The organism is Neorhizobium sp. P1_A6 (assembly GCF_056406795.1).
In genome coordinates this window covers 46,242-69,146 of record NZ_JBFTZM010000006.1, presented here as the reverse complement: position 1 = coordinate 69,146, position 22,905 = coordinate 46,242, and the positions used below count along the sequence as shown (strand labels likewise).

Below are 22,905 nucleotides of genomic sequence, written 5' to 3'. Positions count from 1 at the left end.
CCCCGCTTGACTTACGGAAATCTGCTTTACGTACCTCAGAATCTGGGCTAGCGTTCTCATGGGAGGAGCTTGGGTGCAGATTATCATATACAGGCGTGCTGTCGGTAACGCAGCGGTTCGCTGTCGGGCCGCGCGTTGCCCTATGGTCATGGGTGCTGCGCGATGAGTTCTGTGGAGGCGAGCCCCGCCGTGCCGCTCTTCGAAGCGACCGGCCTTTCCAAGACATTCGGCATCGTCGAGGTCCTCAAGGACATCAATCTCACCGTCCGCGCCGGCGAGGTTCACGCGATCATCGGCGAGAACGGCGCCGGCAAGTCGACCTTGATGAAGATCATCGCGGGCAATCAGCCGCCGACCCGCGGTGAGATGAGGATAGACGGCGAGACCGTCACCTTTTCCGGCCCGGTTGATGCGGAACATCGCGGCATCGTGCTGGTGCACCAGGAAATCCTGCTGGCGCCGGACCTGACGGTCGCCCAGAACATCTATCTCGGCCGCGAGCTGCACAAGGGCGTTTTCATCGACGACCGCGCCATGAACGAGGGCGCCGCAAAAGCGGTCCGCGGGCTCGGCAGCGACATCGACCCGAACACCATCGTCAGCCGCCTGTCGATCGCCCAGCGTCAGTTGGTGCAGATCGCCCGCGTGCTGCTCGTGCCGCACCGGATCGTCATCTTCGACGAGCCGACGGCGTCGCTGACGCCGCACGAGACCGATGCGCTGCTGAAGGTCATCCGGCAGATCCGCGCCAAGGGCGTCGGCGTCCTCTACATTTCCCACCGTCTGCCCGAGGTGAAGGAGATTGCCGACCGGGTGACGGTGCTGCGCGACGGAAGGCTTGTCGCCAGCCATGACGTCAGCGAGCTGCAGTCCGCCGACATGGCGCGGCTGATGGTCGGTCGCGATGTCGCAAAACTCTATCCGGACCGCCACGCGGTCGAGGCGCGCGAGACGGTGCTCGAAGTCGAGCATCTCAACGTTCCCGGTTATGCGCAGGATGCCTCGTTCCAGCTGAAAAAGGGCGAGATCCTCGGTTTTGCCGGCCTCGTTGGCGCCGGCCGCACCGAGTTGATGGAGGGCATGGTCGGCCTTCGTACCAGCCGCGGCGTGGTCCGCCATCTCGGCAAGCCGGTCAATTTCAAGGATGTGCATGCAAGCCTCAAGGCCGGCATCGTCTATCTTTCCGAAGACCGCAAAGGCAAGGGCCTGCTGCTCACCAAGGACCTGATCGTCAACCTGACGCTCGCCTCGCTCGGCAAGTTCATCGGCGCGCTGCAGATAGATCGCAAGCGCGAAAGTGCCGCGCTCGACAAGGCGATCCGCGATTTCGATATTCGCACCGGCCGAAAGGATATCCTTGCGGGCCAGCTGTCCGGCGGCAACCAGCAAAAGCTGCTGCTCGCCAAGATGATGCTGCTCGATCCGTCGATCGTCATCATCGACGAGCCGACGCGCGGCATCGATATCGGCAACAAGGAACAGATCTACAAATTCATCGCCAAGCTGGCAGAGGAGGGGCGTTCGATCATTGTCGTTTCCTCCGAAATGCCGGAACTGATCGGCATCTGCGACCGCATCCTCGTCATGCGCTCCGGCCGGATCGTCGGCGAGGTGACGGGGGACCATATGAACGAAAACGAAATCGTCGTGCTGGCGACAGGCGCCACTAAAGAGGAGGCCGCGTGATGGCGAATGTCGCGACCGAGACGGCCAAGGCGCCGAAGACCTCCAAGGACTGGGACATGGCGGCGATCGCGCCTTTCATCGCGCTCACCCTTCTGCTGGTGCTCGGCTACTTCGCCAACCCGAATTTCATGACCTCCGCCAACCTGTTGAACGTCGTGACGCGCAGTTCCTTCATCGCAGTCATCGCGCTCGGCGCGACCTATGTGATCACGTCGGGCGGTCTCGACCTTTCGGTCGGCGCGATGCTCGCCTTCGTCGCCAGCCTGATGATCCTGTTCCTGAACTCGGGAACGGTCGCCGATCCGGCGCTGGCGCTGGTTGCCGGAATGGCGCTGGCGATCGCGATCGGCGCCGCCTGCGGGCTCGCCAACGGCCTGATCACCACAATTGGCAGGATCGAGCCCTTCATCGCCACGCTCGGCACGATGGGCATCTATCGCGGCCTTACCACCTGGCTCAGCCAGGGCGGCGCCATCACCGTGCGCGACCGCGATATTCTGGCGCTCTACCGGCCGGTCTATTCCGGCTCGTTCGTCGGCGTGCCGATCCCGATCATCGTCATCTTCGTCACCGCCGCCATCGCCGCCTTCGTACTCTACCGCACCCGCTACGGCCGGCATGTCACCGCGGTCGGCTCGAACGAGGACGTGGCCCGCTATTCCGGCATTTCGATCAACCGGGTGCGCACCGTCACCTATGTCATCCAGGGGCTCTGCGTCGCAGTCGCCGTGCTGCTCTACGTGCCGCGCCTCGGCTCGACGTCCGCCACGACCGGCAGCTTCTGGGAACTGCAGGCGATCACCGCCGTCGTCGTCGGCGGCACGGCGCTCCGGGGCGGGGTCGGCCGCATCTGGGGCACGATCTGCGGCGCCTTCATTCTGGAAATTGTTGGCAACATCATGCTGTTGTCCAACTTCGTCAGCGAATACCTGATTGGCGCCATCCAGGGCGCGATCATCATCATCGCCATGCTGGTTCAAAGGTCGCTGATGCGGAGGTAGGCCGCTGAAGCGGATTTGGGTCACGACGTAAATTGACCGGGCTGATGGGTCGCGCCCGGTCCTGAAATACTAAAGACCCTGATATTGTGGGAGAGAGAAACAATGCGCAGACAAATTTTGGGACTGGCCGTGGCGTCGCTGGCACTTCTTGCCGGCACCGCCTTCGCACAGGACAAGAAGGTGACGATCGGCGTTTCCATTCCGGCCGCCGACCACGGCTGGACCGCCGGCGTCGTGTTCCATGCCGAACGTGTCGCCAAGCTGCTGATGAAGGAACATCCGGGCCTCAACGTCATCGTCAAGACCTCGCCGGATGCGGCAAGCCAGGCGAACGCCGTGCAGGATCTCGCGGTCCAGGGTCTCGACGCGCTGGTCATCCTGCCGTCCGATCCGGATCCGCTGGTCAACGCCATCCAGCAGGTCAAGGACAAGGGTACGTTCGTCGCGCTCGTCGACCGCGCGCCCTCCGTCAACGACAGCACCATCCGTGACCTCTATGTGGCCGGCAACAACCCGGCCCTCGGCCAGGTCGCCGGCGAATATATCAAGAAGACCACGCCGGAAGCACAGGTCGTCGTCATCCGCGGCTTGCCGATCCCGATCGACCAGCAGCGCCAGGACGGTTTCGACAAGGGCATTGCCGGCTCCAAGGTGAAGGTGCTCGATCGCCAGTTCGGCAACTGGAACCGCGACGACGCGTTCAAGGTCATGCAGGACTTCCTGACCAAGCACCAGAAGATCGACGTGGTCTGGTGCCAGGACGACGACATGGCAGTCGGCGTTCTCGAAGCCATCGCCCAAGCCAAGCGCACTGATATCAAGTATATCGTGGCCGGCGCCGGCTCCAAGGACATGGTCAAGAAGGTCATGGACGGCGACAAGATGGTTCCGGTCGACGTTCTCTATCCGCCGGCAATGGTGGCGACCGCCATGGAACTCACCGCCGGCAATTTCTACGACAAGGTCCCGGTCAGCGGCACCTACATCCTCGACGCCACACTGGTGACGAAGGACAATGCCAAGAACTTCTACTTCCCGGATTCGCCGTTCTGATAATCAACACGGCCGTGCCCGCCTTTATTTTTTGGCGGACACGGCCATAACCTCACCCTCATTCCTGTGCTTGTCACAGGAATCCAGCCACGGCGCGTCTGCGCCGTGAAAAGGCTCTCCCGCGCCCAAGGACTTGGGCGCACTGGATTCCTGTGACAAGCACAGGAATGAGGGAGGAGGAGAAATCCAGGCACGCCATGTTCGAAGAGGAAAAACCATGAAGACGATCAAGGGCCCGGCCATCTTTCTCGGCCAGTTCGCGGGCGATGCGGCACCGTTCAATACCTGGGACGGGATCACCAAATGGGCGGCCGACAAGGGTTACGTCGGCGTGCAGGTGCCGACCTGGGCCGGCCAGCTCATCGACCTCAAAAAGGCTGCGACCTCCAAGGATTATTGCGACGAATTTGCAGGCGTGGCCCGCGCCAACGGCGTCGAGGTGACGGAGCTTTCCACTCATCTCCAGGGCCAGCTCGTCGCCGTGCATCCGGCCTATGACGAGGGATTCGACGGGTTTGCAGCGCCCGAGGTGCGCGGCAATCCGAAAGCACGCCAGGCCTGGGCGGTCGAGCAGGTGAAGATGGCGCTGACGGCGTCGAAACATCTCGGCATCAAGGCGCATGCGACCTTTTCCGGCGCGCTTGCCTGGCCTTATATGTATCCGTGGCCGCAGCGACCGGCCGGTCTGGTCGAGACCGCCTTCGACGAGCTTGCCAAGCGCTGGACGCCGATCCTCGACCATGCCGACGCCTGCGGCGTCGACGTGTGCTACGAGATCCATCCCGGCGAAGACCTGCATGACGGCGTCACCTTCGAAATGTTCCTGGAGCGGGTGAAGAACCATCCGCGCGCCAACATGCTCTACGACCCGTCGCATTACGTGCTGCAATGCCTCGACTATCTCGACAACATCGACATCTACAAGGACCGGATCAAGATGTTCCACGTCAAGGACGCGGAATTCAACCCCACCGGCCGGCAGGGTGTCTACGGCGGCTACCAGGGCTGGGTCGGCCGCGCCGGCCGCTTCCGCTCGCCCGGCGACGGCCAGGTGGACTTTGGTTCGATCTTTTCGAAAATGGCCGCCAACGATTTCGACGGCTGGGCCGTGGTCGAATGGGAATGCGCGCTGAAGAACTCCGAGGACGGAGCCCGCGAAGGCGCCGAATTCGTAAAGGCGCACATCATCCGCGTCACCGAAAAGGCATTTGACGACTTTGCCAGCGGCGGGACGGATGAAGCGGCGAACAGGCGGATGCTGGGGCTTTGAGCGACAACGCTCCGCGGGCGCTGCCTCTCACCCTAACCTTCTCCCCGTTTTGACGGGGAGAAGGGACGTGCCCCATAAGGCCGAGGCACCGAGAGGCGTCGTCTTGCGTCCTTCTTCCCGCGAGCGGGGAGAAGGTAGCGGCAGCCCGGTGAGCGGACAATCTTTTGTGAGGAGACAAGCTTGAGATACCTAACAAGTTGGGTTATTGATCTATGGTCACCGTCCTGCGGCAGCACGGCCTGCGGTTTATCATCTACACGGCGGACCATGAGCCCCCTCATGTGCATGTCTATGGCGACGGCGAAGCGCGGATCGATATCGAGACACTGAAGGTCCTGACCCAGGGCGGGATGTCCGACCGAGACGTTCGCCGAGCTGCCGAGGTTATCGCGGCCAACCGGCAGTTATTCCTGGAGACGTGGAGAAAGTACCATGGTTGAGATCACAGATGCCGAACTCACCCAGGCAAAACGACGGTGGGAAACGGAGCGGGCACAAAGGCCCGTTCCAGTCTCCGTGCGGTTCGATTCTGCTTCCGGCCGTATCGTCGTGGAGTTCGCCAACGGGGCCGCTTTCATGGTCCCCGCCCGTTCTCTCGAAGGCCTGGCGGAGGCAACGAATGAACAACTGGCCGAAGTCGAACTTCTCGGGGAAACCGGCCTGCATTGGGAAAGCCTCGATGTGGACTATTCGATTTCTGGTCTCATGAGCGGCGTCTTCGGCAGCCGGACCTTCATGGAGGCACAACGCCGCGGCGGACAATCCAAGTCGCCGTCAAAAATTGCCGCAAGCCGCGCCAACGGCGCCAAGGGCGGCAGGCCCCGCAAGGCTGCAAAGAACTCGTGACTGCCCGGCAGTCGCCACATATTTAATCTTTTCGAGGAGAAACATCATGGCAATCGAAGGCAAGGACGAACAGGCGCGGGAGCCGCGCATCCGGCTCGGCATGGTCGGCGGCGGGGCGGGGGCGTTCATCGGGGCGGTGCACCGCATGGCGGCGAGGCTGGACGACCAGTTCGACCTGGTCGCCGGCGCGCTCTCGTCGACGCCGGAAAAGGCGATCGCGTCGGGCCGCGACCTCGGTCTCGATCCGTCGCGCACCTACGGTTCCTACAAGGAGATGGCGATCCGCGAAGCGCGGCTGAAGGACGGCATCGAGGCGGTGTCGATCGTCACCCCGAACCACGTGCATTACGAGGCTGCCAAGGAATTTTTGAAGCGCGGCATCCACGTCATCTGCGACAAGCCGCTGACGTCCAATCTTGCTGACGCCAAGAAGATGAAGAAGGCGGCCGACGAGAGCGGTGCGCTGTTTATCCTCACCCACAATTATACCGGCTATCCGATGGTGCGGCAGGCCCGCGAAATGGTCGCAAACGGCGATCTCGGAAAGATCCGCGTGGTGCAGGTCGAATATCCGCAGGATTGGCTGACCGAGGCGGTCGAGCAGACGGGTGCCAAGCAGGCCGTCTGGCGCACCGATCCGGCCCAGTCGGGTGCCGGTGGTTCGACTGGCGATATCGGCACGCATGCCTATAACCTCGCCGCCTTCATCACCGGCCTGACGCTCGAAAGTCTCGCCGCCGATCTCGACAGTTTTGTCGAAGGCCGCCGTCTCGACGACAACGCCCATGTGATGTTGCGCTACGAGGGCGGCGCCAAGGGCATGCTCTGGTGTAGCCAGGTGGCGCCCGGCCACGAGAACGGTCTGAAGATCCGCGTCTACGGAACCAAAGGCGGCATCGAATGGGTGCAGGCGGATCCGAATTATCTGTGGTTCACGCCGTTCGGCGAACCGAAGCGCCTGATCACCCGCAACGGCGCCGGTTCGGGTGCCGCGGCAGGACGCGTCAGCCGCATTCCGTCCGGCCACCCGGAAGGTTATCTCGAAGCCTTTGCGACCATCTACACGGAAGCCGCCCGCGCCATCAACGCCGCCAGACAAGGCGTCGCTGTGGACAAGGCGGTGATCTACCCGACCGTCGACGACGGCGTGAAGGGGGTTGCGTTCGTCGAGGCGTGCGTGGCGTCCTCGAAGAAGAACGGTGCGTGGGTGAAGCTTTAGGCGCCTGGGAGCCTAAGCTGAGATATCGCCGACAAGCGCGCCAGCCGGGATGTGCCATGCCCGGCTGATCTTCCTGATCTGATCGAGATTGATCTCGCGCCGTCCGTTCAACAGGTCGGCGGCGCGGGATTTCGAACCGACGATCTCGATCAGGTCGGCGCGGGTGTAGTTGTTGGCTTCCATGACCGATTTCAGCACCTCGACCGGCGAGGCCTGCGGGATCGGGTAATGCTTGGCCTCATATTCCTCGATCAGCAGCACAAGCGCGTCGAAGTGCGCGGATGCGATCGTGCCGGCTTCCGGTTCGTTTTCGAAATAGGGGCGCACGGATTTCAACGCCGCTTCGTATTCCGTCTCGTCGATGAGGGTTCGTACAGAATCGATATCCATTTCATCAGGCCTTCTAAAGTTCTACCACGTCGATGCGATCATATTCGGCGTGGGTTCCGACAAACAGAATGAAAACCCGCTGGGTGCAGAAACCAATGAGCGCAACTATGCGATATTTATTACCACCGACATCAAAGACGATCTTTCCGCCGGAGACGTAGTCCGCCGAATTGAATGTCGCCTTGACGTCCGCAAAATTGGCCCAGACGGCATTCGAAACCGTCGCGTACCACTCCGCCATTGCAGCTTCCGCGATCGCCCTTGGTCCCTTCGGCAGCCGCTGACAGAACTTCACGAGGGTCGATTTCGCTATGACACGCATTCCGCTTCCAGATATCACGTTCCCAATTTGGAAACAAGGCTGGCGCTGGATCGGATTCTGGGAAACAGCGCGGCACTTTTCACTGCCTTGCAGAGAATAGCGCGGGCGGAGATCCTGCAACGTTTCAGAATTCTCATCTGTACAACTGCGCCCCGCTTGGTTAAACCGCCGCGAAAGGTGGTCCGGCAGACCCCTCGCGCAACAGATATGGCGGCATCCTCATGACCGATCCCAAGATGAGCAATCCTCAGCCTCGCGATCTTAAAACGCCCAAAGCCGAAAAATTCGCGGTCGGGTTTCCCGGTGATTTCCTCTGGGGCGTCGCGACAGCTTCCTATCAGATCGAAGGCTCGACCAAGGCGGATGGCCGCAGGCCCTCGATCTGGGATGCGTTCTCGAAGATGCCGGGCCGCGTCTATCAGGGGCACAACGGCGATGTCGCCTGCGATCATTACAATCGCTGGGAAGAGGACCTCGATCTCATAAAGGAGATGGGCGTCGAAGCCTATCGGTTCTCGATCGCCTGGCCGCGGATCATTCCGGACGGCACCGGGCGGATCAACGAGAAGGGGCTGGATTTCTACGATCGCCTCATCGACGGCTGCAAGGCGCGCGGCATCAAGACCTATGCGACGCTCTACCATTGGGACCTGCCGCTTTCGCTGATGGGCGAGGGTGGCTGGGCGGCACGCTCGACGGCCTATGCCTTCCAGCGTTACGCCAAGGTGGTGATGGCGCGGCTCGGCGACCGGCTGGATGCGGTGGCCACCTTCAACGAGCCTTGGTGCATCGTCTGGCTCAGCCACCTCTACGGCATCCATGCGCCAGGCGAGAAGAACATGCAGGCGGCGCTTGCCGCCATGCACCACGTCAATCTCGCGCACGGCCTCGGCGTCGAGGCGATCCGGCATGTGACGCCGGACGTGCCGGTCGGCACCGTCATCAACGCCGCATCGATCATTGCCGGCTCCGACAGCCCGGCCGATCTCGCAGCTGCCGAGCGCGCCCACCAGTTCCACAACGGCGCCTTCTTCGATCCGATCTTCAAGGGCGAATATCCGCAGCAATTCCTGGAAGCGCTCGGAGACCGCATGCCGGTCGTCGAAGACGGCGACCTGAAGGTCATCAGCCAGAAACTCGACTGGTGGGGCCTCAACTACTACAAGCCGGACCGCGTCCATGACGAGCCCGCGCGCAGCGGCGATTTCCCCTGGACGATAGAGGCCAAGCCCGCCAGCGACGTCAAGACGGATATCGGCTGGGAAGTCTATGCGCCGGGGCTGAAGCTGCTGGTCGAGGACCTCTATCGCCGCTACGACCTGCCGGACTGCTACATCACCGAGAACGGCGCCTGCTACAATATGGAGCCGGTGGACGGCGAGGTGGATGACCAGCCGCGTCTGGACTATTATGTCCAGCACCTCTCGGTGGTCGCCGACCTTATCAAGGACGGCTACCCGATGAAGGGCTATTTCGCCTGGAGCCTGATGGACAATTTCGAATGGGCGGAAGGCTACCGCATGCGGTTCGGCCTCGTGCATGTGAATTACGAGACCCAGGAACGGACGATCAAGAAGAGCGGCAAGTGGTATCGCGAGCTCGCCTCGTTATTCCCGAAGGGCAACCATAAACAGGGCTGATTTCGCAAGTGCGAGAAGATTTTTTCTGCTTTGTGAGATAATTGAAAAAACATCCCTGTCAAACGCGGGCGCGTCGGGGCATTTATGCGGCATTGAAAAGGCCGCTCCGGCCTTACATATTGCCCTTTGAGAAAACCGACCAAGATGCTCCGGAAAGTCGCCTGTCATCGAATGTGCCGCTCCGTCCTATAGCTGGACCGCGATGAAATATCCGGTGTTCCGTCGCCGGGATGATCCGACTTAAATCTGAGAGCTGAAATGACATTCCTTCACACTGCGGTCGAAACCGCGCCGTCTCCCTTGGCTGCCGAAACGCCGATGGTGGCGTTCGAGGCGGTAACCAAGCGGTTCGGCGGTGCCGACGACAAGAGCCAGTTCACCGCGCTCGACGGCATCGATCTGTCGGTCGCGCGTGGCGCGATCACCGGCATCATCGGCCGTTCGGGCGCCGGCAAATCGACGCTGATCCGCCTCGTCAATGGGCTCGAAAAGGCGACTTCCGGCCGCGTCGTCGTCGACGGTGTCGAAGTGGGCGCCCTCTCGGAAACCGGGCTGCGGGATCTGCGCCGCCAGGTCGGCATGATCTTCCAGCACTTCAACCTTCTGTCCTCGCGCACCGCCTTCGAAAACGTCGCCCTGCCGCTCGAGATCGCCGGCCTTTCCGCCAGGGAGATCCGCGACAAGGTCGCGCCGCTGATCGACCTCGTCGGCCTTGGCGACAAGTCGGATCGTTATCCCGCCGAGCTCTCCGGCGGCCAAAAGCAGCGCATCGGCATCGCCCGGGCGCTCGCCACCTCGCCGAAACTGCTGCTTTCGGACGAGGCGACCTCGGCGCTCGACCCGGAAACCACGCAGTCGATCCTGGCGTTGCTGAAGCGCATCAATGCCGAGCTTGGCCTCACGGTGCTTCTGATCACCCACGAGATGGAGGTGGTGAAGACCATCGCCTCGGACGTGGCGGTAATCGACCGCGGCAAGATCGTCGAGGCCGGCCGCACCTTCGACGTCTTTACCGGCGCTAGGCACGAGACGACCCGCTCGCTTCTGTCGGCCGCACTCGGCACCACCCTGCCGGAATGGATCCGCTCGAACCTGAAGCCGCAGCCGTCCGCCGGCGACCGGGTGCTGGTTCGGCTGATCTTCTTCGGGTCGACGGCCTTCCAACCACTGACCGCCCGGCTGGTCACCGAACTCGGCGCCGATGTCAACATCCTGGCCGGCACGATCGAGGAAATCGCCGGCGAACCCTACGGCTCGCTGGTCGTCGCTTATCCAGCCGATCCTGCCGTCACGGAGCGTGCCGCGCGATTCTATGCCGCAACCGGTCTTTCCACGGAGGTGCTCGGTTATGTCGCCTGACATGCTCTTCAACCTGCTCCTGAAAGCGCTTGGCCAGACGCTGCAGATGGTCGCGGTCGCCGGCCTGATCGGCGCACTGATCGGCCTGCCGATCGGCGTGTTCCTGGCAACCAGCGGCAAGGGCGAGCTTTTTCCCGCGCCGGTCGCCAACCGCATCATCGGCGCGGTGGTCAATGCAGCGCGCTCGACGCCGTTCATCATCCTGGTCGTGGCGATCATCCCGTTCACGCGCTTCATTACCGGCACCTCGATCGGCACCTATGCGGCGATCGTGCCGCTGACGGTGGCGACCATTCCCTTCGTCGCCCGCCTTGCCGAAGCGGCGATCCGCGAAGTGGACAAGGGCCTGATCGAGGCTGCCCGCGCGATGGGTGCGACGCCGCTGCAGATCGTCTTCAAGGTGCTGCTCGCCGAGGCCAGGCCGGGCCTGACGCTGGCGTTGACGCTTACCCTCGTCAGCCTGGTCGGTTATTCCGCCATGGTCGGCGCGGTCGGCGGCGGGGGCCTCGGCGATCTCGGCATCCGCTACGGCTACCAGCGCTTCATGCCGGATGTGATGTTTGCCGTCGTCGTGGTGCTGATCGTGCTCGTCCAGGCGATCCAGAGCCTGGGCGATGCGCTCGCCCGCCGCTTCGACAAGCGCAACCGAAAGACCTGATTTTTCCGCAATACCAGCCTCCCAAGACACCCAAGAAGACTGGCGCATATAAACGAACCCAAGGAGATACTTATGAAGAAGCTCATCATCGCGGCGGCACTCGCCGCCTTCGCTGCCGCCCCGGCGCTTGCCGAAGACATCAAGATCGGCGTGACGCCCGGCCCGCATGCCCAGATCATGGAAAAAGTGAAGGAAGTCGCGGCCACCAAGGGCCTCAACATCCAGATCCTCGAATTCTCCGATTACGTCGTGCCGAACCAGGCGCTGGCCGATGGCGAACTCAACGCCAATTCCTTCCAGCACCAGCCCTATCTCGACAATCAGGTCAAGGATCGCAAGTTCGACATCGTCAGCGTCGCGCAGACCGTCAACTTCCCGATGGGCGTCTATTCCAAGAAGGTGAAGAGCCTCGCCGACCTGAAGCAGGGCGCCACCGTCGCCATCCCCAACGACCCGACCAATGGCGGCCGCGCGCTGCTCATCCTCGCCGACCAGGGCCTGATCAAGGTCAATGCTGCAAAAGGCCTGAAGATCGGCCCCGCCGACGTCACCGAAAACGCCAAGAAGATCGAGTTCGCCGAACTCGACGCCGCCCAGCTGCCGCGTTCGCTTGACGACGTCGATGCGTCGGTCATCAACACCAACTACGCATTGGAAGCCGGCCTCAACCCGAAGACCGATCCGATTGCCAAGGAAGGCGAAAAGGCCCCTTACATCAACGTCATCGCCGTCAAGGCCAAGGACAAGGATGCCGCCTGGGTGAAGACGCTCGTGGAAGCCTATCACAGCGCTCCGGTGAAGGACTTCGTCAACACCCAGTTCAAGGGTGCCGTCATCGCGGCCTGGTAATATCGAGTTTTCGAAAATTCTTGAAGGCCGGTGCTCAAGTGTGAGCGCCGGCCTTCTTCTTTTAACCCTATCTGAAGGAATACCCGCGAAAGATGTAGGACTCCATGAGGTCTTCGATGCGGCTTCTTCCGTCTCGCTTTCGCCGCTCCGCAACACTTGGCCGTCGCTCCGCGGTGACGTCGATGCTGCTTGTCTTCGCGGTGGTCGTGGTGCTGGTGACGATCTTCATCCTGACCGCTATCGACCGCATCGCCGATTACGCCAATCGTCTCGATGAGGGGCGCTCGCAGGAAACGACATCAGGCGCGATCCAGACGTTCCGGGAGCAGCTGCACGCGACGCTGAACGATTACGCTGCCTGGGACGACGCAGCCCAAGCGGTCTATGCGGATGATCAGGCCTGGGTCGCCAGCAACTATGGCGACATGACCGCCAACAGCGATCTCTTCGACGTTGCCGTCGTCATGGACATGAACCAGAACGTGCTGATGGCCTATCAGGACGGCGCGCCCGTCAACTGGTCGCCGCGTGACTATTTCGACACTTCGCTCTGGACGCTGTTCGACAAGGCGAGTTCCGCCGGCGCCGAAAGCGTGCCGGAGGCAGTCAGTTTCGTCCAGACCAAAAAGGGTGTCGCGGCCGTCGGGGTGGCGCTGATCCGGCAAAAATCGGGACAGCTCGATCAGCCGGTCGCAAACCGCCGCTTCCTGGTCTTCGCCCGGCATCTCGACGAGGCTAAGGTTCGCAAGCTCTCCGAAACCTACGTCCTCGACGGGCTTCGTTTCGCGAGCGCCTCCGATGCCGTTTCGAACATGGTGGAGATACGCAATATCCACGGCAGGGTGCTGCAGCGGCTCGTCTGGCATCCCCGCAGGCCGGGCGACATGGGTTACGCTCAGGTCCGGCCGCTGGTCTATTGCGCGCTTGCGATGGTCGGCCTGTTCTTCCTCCTCCTCTTCGTCAGCGGCAGCAATACGCTCAATCGGCTGACGGCGGACGAGGCGGCGGCGCGGCATCTGGCCATGAGCGACCGGTTGAGTGGGCTCCTCAACCGCGCCGGCTTCTTTGCCGCGCTCGATGCCCTGGTGGTGCAGAGCCGCCGCAGCAACCATGATGTGGCGCTGCTCTATCTCGATCTCGACGGCTTCAAGGAAGTCAACGACGCCTATGGCCACGGCACCGGCGACAAGCTGATCCGCGGTGTCGCGGCAGGCCTCAAGACACTGGTCGGCGATACGGCGACCCTTGCCCGCGTCGGTGGCGACGAATTCGCCATCGCGCTGGCCAGCACCGACATCGGAAGGGTAGTGGATACGCTGAGCGACCGCATTCTCGGTTTCTTCGACGAACCCTTCGTGATCGGCGAACGGGTCGCGACGATCGGTACCTGTATCGGCGTCGCCGTTTCGCCGCGCGGCAGGGTCTCCGGCGAGGAATTGGTGCGGCGTTCCGACATGGCGATGTATCACGCCAAGGAAACTGGCCGGGGCCGGACCGAATATTACCGGCCGGAAATGGATGCCGAGCGCGAAGAGCGCAACATGCTGGAAATCGATCTCAGGATCGCCATCGAGCGCCGCGAACTGACCATCGTCTATCAGCCTGTGGTGGACGCCCGGACCTGGCGGATCATCGGCATCGAGGCGCTGGCGCGCTGGAACCGCACCGGTTACGGCCCGGTACCGCCCGACATCTTCATCCCGATCGCCGAATCGACCGGGCTCATCGACCAGCTCGGCCTGTTCGTGCTCCACCGCGCCTGCGAGACGCTGACGCTGTGGCCGGAGCTGAAGCTCGCGGTCAACATCTCGCCCGGCCAGTTCCGCGATCCGGCCTTTGCCCTGCATGTCGCCTCGGTGTTCCGCAAGACCGCAACCGATCCCTCACGCATCACGCTCGAAATGACCGAGGGTTATTTCATTCAGAGCCCGGAACGCGCCCGGGCCGCTCTTGCCAAGCTGAAGCAGCTCGGCGTCAAGATCGCGCTCGACGATTTCGGTGCCGGCTTTTCAAGCGTCGGTTACCTGCGCCAGTTCGGCTTCGACCGGATGAAGATCGACAAGTCGCTGGTGCACGCGCTGGAAGAGGGCGGCCGCGCCGTCGATCTTCTTCAGGCGACCGTGGCTCTCGCCCGCTCGCTGGAGATCCCGGTCACGGCCGAGGGCGTCGAAACGGAGGCACAGGCGTTGCAACTGCGCCTGACCGGCTGCGACGAGTTGCAGGGCTATCTGTTCGGCAAGCCGATGTCGTCGGAACAGATCGACATCATCTACCGCGGCAACCGCCTGCCGGGCGGGATAAGCGGGGCGGCATAGGCCGGCCCTTCAGTTACCGGCAGTTCCGTTTGTGCGGCAAAATCTGCGGAACTATGTAGTAATGCGGCAAGTCCTTTCGGGAGTAAAATTGGCCGGGCTGCGCCGATTGCCGACATAGTGGCATCGTAAACTCTTGCTATTTCTCCCTCAACTTAATCACGGTCGCCAAGGTATAACCAATGGGATGGGAAGCCCTCGGCCAATGGGGTGAAGACGCGGTTCGCATCGAACCGCTCGCTGGCGGATCTGCCAACGATGTGTGGAGCGTTCGCATCCACGGGCAGATCGCGGTTGCTCGTCTCGGCTCCAGGAGCGACGCTGATCTCGCATGGGAAACCGACCTGCTCCAATACCTCGACCGTGAAGGTATGACCGTTCCTGCACCGATCCCGACGACTGACGGTCGCCTGTTCGCGGACGGTCTGGTGGTGATGAAATACATGGAGGGCGGACCGCCCGAGACCAAGTCCGATTGGCGTCGCGTGGCCGACGTACTTCGCGAGTTGCATCGGTTGACACAAGGCTGGCCGCAGCGCCCAGGCTGGCGATCCTCGACCGACCTCCTGCATGCCGAAGCCGGAACGAGGATCAACCTTACCGCGATGCCGCCTGAGGGCGTTATTCGATGTCGAGCAGCGTGGGCCCGGCTCATCGGGCGCCGGACCTGCGTTGTCCATGGCAACCCGAACAACCCCGGCAACATCCGCGTGACCGCAGATCGGGTCGCGCTGATCGACTGGGATGAGTCACATGTCGATGTCCCCGACCTTGACCTGGTACTGCCCGACAACGCCGCCGATCTCGACGATGGCGCCCATGACGTCGCCGCGCAAGCGTCAGCCGCATGGGAAGCCGCCGTCTGCTGGCAGGACGAGTATGCGGTCAAGCGACTTGCCGAAGTGCGAGCGGTCTGAAAAGTTTCTGCGGGCCGACGGCCGTATCCATTCAGGAACCTCCGGCGGCTGCGTTGCGCCAATGGTTCTATCAATAACACTTGATCGGCAGTTGACGCGGGGACCTGAGGGTCAATTTATTTCGCTATCTTCCGAGTTAGGAAACAGACGATGACCTATCTGTTCGTTTTTGTCCTTTTGCTTGGCTGTGGTCTTGCAGGTGCGCTTGGCCCTAAAAGGGATACGCGTGGTGCAAATCTCGAAAGAGCAGTGAGTGACGCGCGCGAAAGTCTCAACCATGTCATCTCTAAACGCGACGCAATGCGAGCGGAACTCAAAGTCCTCGCCCTTCTCGTCTGGTGGGTCGCAATGGTTGCGCTGTTGATATCGCTCTTTGACGGCTTTTGGTGAAGTATTGGGCAGGCGACAGCCACGATCCGCTCGCGCCAGCCCGTCTGGCGCGGGGGAACTCAGCCGCCGATATGCCTCACGCCACGCTTTTTGGCGAGCGCGATCTGCAGCTGGCGCTGGCGGTAGCGATCACGGTCTTCCTCGGTGCGGGTCGGGTAGCAGGTCGAGCAGGAGACGCCTTCCTCGTAATGGGGCGAGCTCACTTCTTCAGCGGTGATCGGGCTGCGGCAGGCGTGGCAGAGCTTGTGGTTGCCCTCCTTCAAGCCGTGCTCCACGGAAACGCGCTCGTCGAAGACGAAGCAGGCGCCTTCCCAGAGACTTTCCTCCGCGGGCACCTCCTCGAGATATTTGAGGATGCCGCCCTTCAGGTGAAAGACCTCGTCGAACCCCTGTTCCTTCATGAAGGCGGTCGCCTTTTCGCAGCGGATGCCGCCGGTGCAGTACATGGCGATCTTCGGTTTGTTGTGGAGGCCGGTATTGTTCTTCACCCAGTCCGGAAACTCGCGAAACGTCTTGGTCTGCGGGTCGACGGCGCCCTTGAAGATGCCGATCGCCGTTTCGTAATCGTTGCGGGTGTCGATGACGATGGTTTCCGGATCTGAGATCAGCGCGTTCCAGTCCTTCGGCTCGACATAGGTGCCGACGATGCGCTTGGGGTCGATATCCTCGACGCCCATGGTGACGATTTCCTTCTTCGGCCGCACCTTCATGCGCAGGAAGGGCATCTTCGACGCACGGCTTTCCTTGTGCTCGAGGCCTGCGAATTCCGGCTGGGCGCGCAGATAGGCGAGAAGCCCTGATATCGCCGCGTCGGAGCCCGCAACCGTGCCGTTGATCCCCTCGCGGGCGATCAGCAGCGTGCCCTTGATGCCATTTTCGTCGCAGAAGGCCTGCAGCGGCTTGCGAAAGCTCTCGTAGCGGTCGAAACGCGCAAAATGATAGAGCGCGGCGACGAGCCAGGCGCCCGTCGCTTCCGGTTGGGCCTCCGGGCGGGTTTGCATGATGTTTTCGGTCATGGCGCTGAAATACAGTTTCCGGACTATCCGCGCAACGCGGTTTCTTTCTCGTGCGTCGCAACGGCCCTGTGCAGCTTTGCCGCACGGCGCTCCTTGCGGGGCGCGGTGGCCGCCTTTTCCCACAGCAGCGCGATCAGGCCACTTTCTGTCTCGGCGCTGTCTGCAAACACTTCGTGGGCCGCTTCCAGCGCCTCGTGCCGCAGCGCCTGCTGGCGGGCGATGATGGCGCCGAGCACGCGGGCCAGCGTGTCGCTGTCGCCGAACAGTTCCGGGTTTTCGTTGACGAGCCCGGTCAGCACCGAAAGATCGTGTTCGTGGCCGAGCAGATCGACCAGGGCCTTGGCCTGCTGCTGCTTGGCGAGCATGGCGGAAGGCCAGATTCCGCCGAGCAGCGACAGGTGCATCCAGTAGGTCTGGCCGCATTTGCGCAGCTCGTGATAGGTCTCCGCATCGCCGTGTTCCTCGCAGCCGGCGAGTGCGCCGAGCGCCTTCTCGCGCTGGTCCTTCCAGGCCTTGGCGAGTCGCTTGGCCGTCTTGTGCGGATCGTCGTCGAGGTCGAGGTCGTCGAGGGCTGCGATCGCCGCGCGGCAGGTATCGGCGGCGGCCGCCATCTTGGCCGGCAGGTCGTGTTCCTCCGAAGCGATCCGATCGCGCCGTTCGGTCAGCGCCTTGGAGGCGGTGGTGAGGGCGGAAAGTTCTTCAGGAGAGCCTGCATGGCCGGCGAGATAGTCGACCGTCTCGACCAGCGCGGTCGCGTCGCGCACCGCCGACAGCGTCTGCGCCATGTCGCGGATGCGGGTGTTTTCCTGCCGGCGGAACGTTTTTGCGTCCGGCTGTACCAACCGGTAGAGGGCACGCACCCGCTTGAAGCGTTTTCGCGCGTCGTGCACCGCTTCGTGCGGCCCGTCCGGCTGGTCTTCGAGCAGCCGGATCGCGTGGGAAAGCTGGCTTTCCGCAACCGACCGGAACTCGTCGGTGAAGGATTTAGCGGGCCGCAGACGGTACGCCATGACACAATTCTCCGCTCAAATCTTCGGTCGCCATCACCATGTTGGAATATCGCCGGTCGCCGGTGATCTCCTCGCCGATCCAGTCCGGGATGTCGGGCAGGGCGCCTTCGTCCTCGATCTCGACCTCGGCGACGACCAAACCCTTGTAGGCTCCGTCATAGACATCCACTTCCCAGGTATAACCCCCGTGCCGGACCTCGTGGCGGGTCTTTTCGAGCACGATGCCGACGGCGGCGTTCGCCATCTCCTCGGCATCGCCCAGTGGAATTTCGTATTCGAATTCGTCGCGGGCCAGCAGTTCGCGGCCGATCTTGATGGTCAGCTTGGCGCGCTTGCCGTCCATGATCCGCACCCGCACCGAGCGGTCGTCGCCGGATGCGACATAGGCCTGCAGGAAATCGGAGGATGACGACACCTCCGAGCGCCAGCCGTCGCTCTTTACCAGAAATTTCCGTTCGATTTCCTTGGCCATACTTTGCCCGCCACCCCGGGAACATTTACCAACCGCTACAACCCTAGTGCAAACTCTTCGTCCCGCAAACCTGTTAGACGATGGAGCCTGTTTTTTCTCGACAATGACGGGCTTGAGGGGTATCTCGGCCTTAAAGTTTTCAATCGTTTTCGCGGAGACCTGACCCATGACCGGCAAGACCGAAAAGCTGCTTTCCATTCTGAAACTGCAGCCGGTGGTGCCGGTGCTGATCGTTGATGACGCGAAGTCGGCTGTGGGCCTGGCGCGCGCGCTCGTTGCCGGCGGCCTGAAGGCGATCGAGATCACCATGCGCACGCCGGCAGCCCTCGATGCTGTCAGGGCGGTAGCCGACGAAGTCGAAGGCGCCAATGTCGGCGCCGGCACCATCCTCAATGCCCGCGACTACGAGGCGGCCGTCAAGGCGGGCTCGACCTTCATCGTCTCGCCCGGCGTGACCCCCGGTGTACTGTCCGCCGCCAAGGATTCTCCCGTGCCGCTGCTGCCGGGCGCTGCGACCGCCAGCGAAGTGATGACGCTGCGCGAAGCCGGCTATGAGGTGCTGAAATTTTTCCCCGCCGAGCAGGCCGGCGGTGCTGCCTATCTGAAGGCGCTGTCTTCGCCGCTCGCCGGCACGCTGTTCTGCCCGACCGGCGGCATCTCGCTGAAGAACGCCAACGACTACCTGTCGCTGCCGAACGTCATCTGCGTCGGCGGCTCCTGGGTCGCGCCGAAAGAGCTGGTCTCGGCTGGCGATTGGGCCGGCATCACCAAGCTCGCTTTGGAAGCGGCGGCGCTGAAGGCGTAGCCGCGACACCAGGCCGCTCGCAACCGGCCTTTGTAATTTGGCGGTCGAATTCCTATGTCTCCCCGGGAACACAACAGGGAGATGTGCGATGTTCGACGCGAAGAAGCTTCTCGATCAATTTCTGGGGTCGCAGATTCCAGGCATGTCGGGAGGAAGTGTGAGGGACCGGGCAGGGCAGGCAACCCAGCTTGCCAAGAACAACCCGCTCGCCACCGGCGCGATTCTTGCGGCCGTCCTCGGTACCAAGACCGGCCGCAACATCGCCGGTAATGTCGCAGCGGTCGGCGGCATCGCGGCGATCGCCGGCCTCGGTTATCTCGCCTACAAGAACTATCAGTCGGGCAAATCGCCCGAAGCCGTGCCGCAGCCCGCCCCGCAGGCCGACAAGCCGCTCCTGACGCCGCCGGCCGATTCCCCCTTCCATCCGCAGTCTTCCGATCTCACCAACGATTTTGCGCTGACGCTCGTGCGGGCGATGATCGCCGCCGCCAAGGCCGACGGGCATATCGACGCCGGCGAGCGCGCCAACATCATGGACAAGGTGCATGCCGTCGATCTCGGCGCCGAGGCGGAAGCCTTCATCGAAAACGAACTTGCCAATCCGGTCGATATCGACGATCTCGTCGCTGCCGCCCGGACTGAAGAGCAGAGGGTCGAGATCTACGCCGCCTCGCGCCTGACCATCGATCCGGACACCCGCGCCGAACGCGGTTATCTCGATCTGCTCGCCGGCCGCCTCGGGTTGGACGATGCGCTGATCGAGCATATCGACGCCACCGTTTCGGCCGCGAAGGTCAAGGCGTAAGGCGAGCCAGCCGCATGTCGTCAAACGGCTGCGCATCTTTCCGGTCTCGGTCCGCCTGATGGGTTGGGGAACAGGAATGCGCGGCCGCTCGGCAGACTGCCGTCAGTCGGCGAGCTTGACGGCTGTACCGGTCGCCGCAACAAACAGGATGCCGCCGCCCCCTGCCATCGACAATTCACTGAAATCGATCTTGATTGCGATGATCGCGTCGGCATTCAGGCGGATCGCTTCGCGGCGAAGCTCGATCATGCAGACGGTCCGGGCGTCGCGAACGGCGGATTGCACCGTCTTGCTGCGGCCACCGAAGAAATCGCGAAAATTGTTGGCGATGTCCTTGAATATGCTGAGGCCCAGCGCCGTCTCGGCGCCAACGACATCGACGATGCTGTCGATCCGTCGGCCGGGAATTTCGCTCCCCGTCGTGATGATGATCTTGGCAAGGGCCGGATCATTCAGGTCTTCCGGGGAAATGATGCCGTTCTCGATCTTCTTGAATGCCGAAGCCATGCTTTCGGCCTCCGTCTTGGCGCGGCAGTCGCGGCAGATGCCGCCCCTGAGATCCGCGAACCCGAATTCCCGATTGCATGAGGTGCAGACCGCCATTGGACAACTCCCATGATGATCCTCGAAGGGAAGCAGACAGCGAGGATTGTGTCCATCTCAAAGTGCGGCGGCAGCCGTTGCCGTCCCGGTTGCCTTTCCCCTGCCGCTGGCCTAAGCCACTGGCACGATAGAAGAGGCTGATATGCGCGATCTGAGAAACTACAAAGTTGCCGCCCCCGCTCCGGTCACCCTCAAGGGGCGGTTCGTGACGCTCGAACCTTATGACAGGGACACCCATCTTCAGGCACTGTGGGACGGGTTCGGCGGCGCAGACGGCATCAATCCGCTTCTCAAATATTTCCCGAACGACGATTTTGCCGATGTGAACGCGTTTGGCGACTGGCTGGAAAACGCCCGCGTCCACTCGAGTTTCGTGACGCTCGTTTCGCGCGACAATGCGACAGGGAAAGTGGTCGGCATGGCAAGCTACATGCGACCGGATCCGAAGAACGGCGTCATCGAGGTCGGCTCGGTCGCGCATGGGGCATCCATGAAGCGTTCGCCGCTGTCGACCGAAGTGCATTACCTGATGGCGAAACATGTTTTCGAAGGGCTCGATTACCGTCGCTACGAATGGAAATGCCATAACGACAACGAGCCGAGCAAGACGACGGCGCGCCGTTACGGCTTCACCTTCGAGGGCGTCTTCCGCCAACATCTCATCTCCAAGGGGGCCAATCGCGACACCGCCTGGTTCTCGATGATCGACGCGGAATGGCCGCTCCTGAAGGCCGCGTTCGAAGCATGGCTTTCGCCCGAAAATTTCGGGGCTGATGGCGCCCAGAAGCGCCGGCTCGAAGATATCCGCGCCGAGCTTGCCAAGGGAGCCGATGCCAAGGGAGCCAGCGCATGACGCCAGAAGCAAAGTCGCAGGCGATTGCCGCGGCGGTGATCCTCGCAGGCATCGGGCTGGTGATCTATTTCCTGCCGACGATCGTCATGTGGATAGCGCAATTTTCTCCGGTGCTCGCCGTCGTCATCGGCTCGATGCTGCTGCTCGGTTTCTTCGCGATCTTCTGGCTGAGGGCACGCTACCAGCGCAATCGCGGCCGCTGACCATCTCCGCCTTCGAGCGGGCGCAGTCCTAAGGCGTAGCCGCCTAGCCTGATGGCCGGATTGTGCAGTGTTCCCAACCCTGTAAGCTGCCTCGGTAGCCTGGTTTCCAGGTCCTGGAGGGTGCTGCGATGGCGGTGGGCGAAATCAGGTCGATGACGGGTATTCGCGGGGCGGCGGCCGTGTTCGTGATGGTCTACCATTTCGAGCTCGACAGGGTTCCGTCGGACGGGGCGTTCTCGACCTTCCTCAACCACGGCTATCTGTCGGTCGATCTGTTTTTCATCCTCAGCGGCTTCGTCATGGCGCATGTCTACGGGCCGTCGTTCCTGTCGGGCGCGTTCCGGTTCGGCGACTTCCTGTGGCATCGCATCGCCAGAGTCTACCCGCTCTATCTCGCCGTGACGCTGGCGTTCATCGCGCTCGCCTTCCTCAAATCCTCCGAGCTCGATATCGGGCCGGACGTGTTCATCTCGAATGTCCTGATGCTGCAGTCGCTCGGCAACTGGCCGAGCATCGATCCGCCGGCGTGGTCGGTGAGCGCCGAAATGCTGGTCTACCTGCTGTTCCCGGTGATCGGCCTGTTGTGTCTGAAGTCGAGCCGCATGGCAGCGTTGCTGCTCGGCATCGGCGCGATCCTCGCGATCCTGATCCTGACGCTTGCCGCCTCTCTCCATTATATCGGGTCGACGATTTCCAAGGGCCTGCTCGATCTCATCGCCGCACCCTTCACCCTGATCCGCTGCCTTGCAGGCTTCACCCTCGGCCAACTGGTCTGGCGGCTGCACAACGACCCGGCCGTCGCCGCCTTCGCGGCGCGCACGCCGGTGCAGATCGGTGTCGGGCTTCTGGCCCTGGTCGCGCTCACTCAGCCGGATTGGGATTTTGCGATCTATCTGCTGATCATCTCGCTGCTCTTCTGCCTCAGCACCGATCGCGGGTTGTTCGCGGATTTCTTCGCCTCCCCGCCGATGCATTTCCTCGGCGACATCTCCTTTGCCGTCTACCTCACCCATTACCGGGCACTCGGCGTCTGGGCCATGGTGGAGGGGAGGCTCGGCAATACGGGCTTCGTGCTCCGCAACGTGGTTGCGACGGTGGTGACGAGCATGGTGGTGATCGGCGTGTCATGGCTGTTGCATGTGGCAATCGAGCGGCCCTGCCGGCAATTGATGCGCAAGGGCAGCCCGGCCATGGTGCGTAAACGCGCGGCCTGAAAGGGGCAGCGG

25 protein-coding genes are annotated in these 22,905 nt (G+C 62.4%); 19 read left to right on the top strand and 6 right to left on the bottom strand.

Translation table 11 applies throughout. The features are described from left to right. The first annotated feature begins 162 nt into the window (after positions 1 to 162). The 7 genes from AC1D3C_RS14025 to AC1D3C_RS13995 all read left to right on the top strand — a co-directional run bounded on the left by AC1D3C_RS14025 (position 163) and on the right by AC1D3C_RS13995 (position 7,075). Positions 163 to 1,686, top strand: a complete 1,524-nt coding sequence (locus tag AC1D3C_RS14025) for a sugar ABC transporter ATP-binding protein (protein ID WP_477483298.1) — start codon at positions 163 to 165, stop codon at positions 1,684 to 1,686. After that, positions 1,686 to 2,687 (top strand): ABC transporter permease, encoded by a 1,002-nt coding sequence (locus AC1D3C_RS14020; protein WP_477483297.1) that lies wholly within the window; start codon positions 1,686 to 1,688, stop codon positions 2,685 to 2,687. Before AC1D3C_RS14025 ends, AC1D3C_RS14020 begins: the two co-directional genes overlap by 1 nt. Before the next feature lie 102 nt (positions 2,688 to 2,789). Further along, positions 2,790 to 3,740 (top strand): substrate-binding domain-containing protein, encoded by a 951-nt coding sequence (locus AC1D3C_RS14015; RefSeq protein ID WP_477483296.1) that lies wholly within the window; start codon positions 2,790 to 2,792, stop codon positions 3,738 to 3,740. Between the two features lie 217 nt (positions 3,741 to 3,957). Next, positions 3,958 to 5,010: a sugar phosphate isomerase/epimerase family protein gene (locus tag AC1D3C_RS14010; protein ID WP_477483295.1), complete on the top strand. Its 1,053-nt coding sequence runs from the start codon at positions 3,958 to 3,960 to the stop codon at positions 5,008 to 5,010. A 212-nt stretch (positions 5,011 to 5,222) separates the two neighbouring features. After that, entirely contained in the window at positions 5,223 to 5,450 is a 228-nt protein-coding gene (locus AC1D3C_RS14005; protein WP_247039332.1) for a DUF4160 domain-containing protein, read from the top strand. Further along, on the top strand, positions 5,443 to 5,856 hold the full coding sequence (locus AC1D3C_RS14000) for a DUF2442 domain-containing protein (protein ID WP_247039333.1): 414 nt from the start codon (positions 5,443 to 5,445) through the stop codon (positions 5,854 to 5,856). The genes AC1D3C_RS14005 and AC1D3C_RS14000 overlap by 8 nt, the downstream gene beginning before the upstream one ends. 46 nt (positions 5,857 to 5,902) lie before the next feature. Further along, a complete protein-coding gene (locus tag AC1D3C_RS13995) occupies positions 5,903 to 7,075 on the top strand; it encodes a Gfo/Idh/MocA family protein (RefSeq protein WP_038545375.1) in 1,173 nt (390 codons plus the stop codon). A gap of 12 nt (positions 7,076 to 7,087) precedes the next feature. On the opposite strand, the gene AC1D3C_RS13990 is transcribed toward AC1D3C_RS13995, so the two are convergent. Further along, positions 7,088 to 7,465: a helix-turn-helix domain-containing protein gene (locus AC1D3C_RS13990; protein WP_038545372.1), complete on the bottom strand. Its 378-nt coding sequence runs from the start codon at positions 7,463 to 7,465 to the stop codon at positions 7,088 to 7,090. A 13-nt stretch (positions 7,466 to 7,478) separates the two neighbouring features. After that, entirely contained in the window at positions 7,479 to 7,787 is a 309-nt protein-coding gene (locus tag AC1D3C_RS13985; RefSeq protein ID WP_247033621.1) for a type II toxin-antitoxin system HigB family toxin, read from the bottom strand. A 236-nt stretch (positions 7,788 to 8,023) separates the two neighbouring features. On the opposite strand from AC1D3C_RS13985, the gene AC1D3C_RS13980 reads away from it, so the two are divergent. From AC1D3C_RS13980 to AC1D3C_RS13950, 7 genes are all read left to right on the top strand, one after another. Then, positions 8,024 to 9,427 (top strand): GH1 family beta-glucosidase, encoded by a 1,404-nt coding sequence (locus AC1D3C_RS13980; RefSeq protein ID WP_477483502.1) that lies wholly within the window; start codon positions 8,024 to 8,026, stop codon positions 9,425 to 9,427. Positions 9,428 to 9,745: 318 nt separating this feature from the next. Further along, the gene (locus AC1D3C_RS13975) at positions 9,746 to 10,786 is read left to right on the top strand and encodes a methionine ABC transporter ATP-binding protein (RefSeq protein ID WP_477483501.1); all 1,041 of its coding nucleotides are present in this window, start codon (positions 9,746 to 9,748) and stop codon (positions 10,784 to 10,786) included. Next, positions 10,776 to 11,444 (top strand): methionine ABC transporter permease, encoded by a 669-nt coding sequence (locus tag AC1D3C_RS13970; protein ID WP_477483294.1) that lies wholly within the window; start codon positions 10,776 to 10,778, stop codon positions 11,442 to 11,444. The genes AC1D3C_RS13975 and AC1D3C_RS13970 overlap by 11 nt, the downstream gene beginning before the upstream one ends. Positions 11,445 to 11,516: 72 nt before the next feature. Further along, entirely contained in the window at positions 11,517 to 12,293 is a 777-nt protein-coding gene (locus AC1D3C_RS13965; RefSeq protein ID WP_477483293.1) for a MetQ/NlpA family ABC transporter substrate-binding protein, read from the top strand. 182 nt (positions 12,294 to 12,475) lie between these two features. Beyond that, entirely contained in the window at positions 12,476 to 14,608 is a 2,133-nt protein-coding gene (locus tag AC1D3C_RS13960; protein ID WP_477483292.1) for a bifunctional diguanylate cyclase/phosphodiesterase, read from the top strand. A 179-nt stretch (positions 14,609 to 14,787) separates the two neighbouring features. Next, positions 14,788 to 15,522 (top strand): phosphotransferase enzyme family protein, encoded by a 735-nt coding sequence (locus AC1D3C_RS13955; protein WP_477483291.1) that lies wholly within the window; start codon positions 14,788 to 14,790, stop codon positions 15,520 to 15,522. Positions 15,523 to 15,672: 150 nt separating this feature from the next. Then, a complete protein-coding gene (locus tag AC1D3C_RS13950; RefSeq protein WP_477483290.1) occupies positions 15,673 to 15,912 on the top strand; it encodes a hypothetical protein in 240 nt (79 codons plus the stop codon). A 59-nt stretch (positions 15,913 to 15,971) separates the two neighbouring features. Here AC1D3C_RS13950 and trhO read toward each other — a convergent pair whose 3' ends face one another. From trhO to AC1D3C_RS13935, 3 genes are read right to left on the bottom strand one after another with little or no spacing between them, the layout of a single operon-like run. After that, entirely contained in the window at positions 15,972 to 16,913 is a 942-nt protein-coding gene (trhO, locus tag AC1D3C_RS13945) for an oxygen-dependent tRNA uridine(34) hydroxylase TrhO (RefSeq protein WP_477483289.1), read from the bottom strand. 38 nt (positions 16,914 to 16,951) lie between these two features. Continuing rightward, positions 16,952 to 17,938 carry a CHAD domain-containing protein gene (locus tag AC1D3C_RS13940; protein ID WP_477483288.1) on the bottom strand — a complete coding sequence of 329 codons (987 nt, stop codon included), beginning with the start codon at positions 17,936 to 17,938 and terminating at the stop codon, positions 16,952 to 16,954. Beyond that, the gene (locus tag AC1D3C_RS13935; RefSeq protein WP_247033631.1) at positions 17,913 to 18,410 is read right to left on the bottom strand and encodes a CYTH domain-containing protein; all 498 of its coding nucleotides are present in this window, start codon (positions 18,408 to 18,410) and stop codon (positions 17,913 to 17,915) included. Before AC1D3C_RS13935 ends, AC1D3C_RS13940 begins: the two co-directional genes overlap by 26 nt. A gap of 166 nt (positions 18,411 to 18,576) precedes the next feature. On the opposite strand from AC1D3C_RS13935, the gene AC1D3C_RS13930 reads away from it, so the two are divergent. Both AC1D3C_RS13930 and AC1D3C_RS13925 read left to right on the top strand, forming a co-directional pair. Then, entirely contained in the window at positions 18,577 to 19,215 is a 639-nt protein-coding gene (locus AC1D3C_RS13930; protein ID WP_247033632.1) for a 2-dehydro-3-deoxy-phosphogluconate aldolase, read from the top strand. 88 nt (positions 19,216 to 19,303) lie between these two features. Next, positions 19,304 to 20,020 carry a tellurite resistance TerB family protein gene (locus AC1D3C_RS13925; protein ID WP_477483287.1) on the top strand — a complete coding sequence of 239 codons (717 nt, stop codon included), beginning with the start codon at positions 19,304 to 19,306 and terminating at the stop codon, positions 20,018 to 20,020. A 102-nt stretch (positions 20,021 to 20,122) separates the two neighbouring features. Here the strand turns inward: AC1D3C_RS13925 and AC1D3C_RS13920 are convergent, their stop codons facing one another. Then, on the bottom strand, positions 20,123 to 20,623 hold the full coding sequence (locus AC1D3C_RS13920; protein ID WP_051899811.1) for a YbjQ family protein: 501 nt from the start codon (positions 20,621 to 20,623) through the stop codon (positions 20,123 to 20,125). Positions 20,624 to 20,765: 142 nt separating this feature from the next. Here AC1D3C_RS13920 and AC1D3C_RS13915 point away from each other — a divergent pair, with 142 nt between their 5' ends. From AC1D3C_RS13915 to AC1D3C_RS13905, 3 genes are all read left to right on the top strand, one after another. After that, a complete protein-coding gene (locus AC1D3C_RS13915) occupies positions 20,766 to 21,476 on the top strand; it encodes a GNAT family N-acetyltransferase (protein ID WP_038545334.1) in 711 nt (236 codons plus the stop codon). After that, a complete protein-coding gene (locus AC1D3C_RS13910) occupies positions 21,473 to 21,679 on the top strand; it encodes a hypothetical protein (RefSeq protein ID WP_038589684.1) in 207 nt (68 codons plus the stop codon). The genes AC1D3C_RS13915 and AC1D3C_RS13910 overlap by 4 nt, the downstream gene beginning before the upstream one ends. A 128-nt stretch (positions 21,680 to 21,807) precedes the next feature. Continuing rightward, entirely contained in the window at positions 21,808 to 22,893 is a 1,086-nt protein-coding gene (locus AC1D3C_RS13905; RefSeq protein ID WP_477483286.1) for an acyltransferase family protein, read from the top strand. Positions 22,894 to 22,905 lie beyond the last annotated feature (12 nt).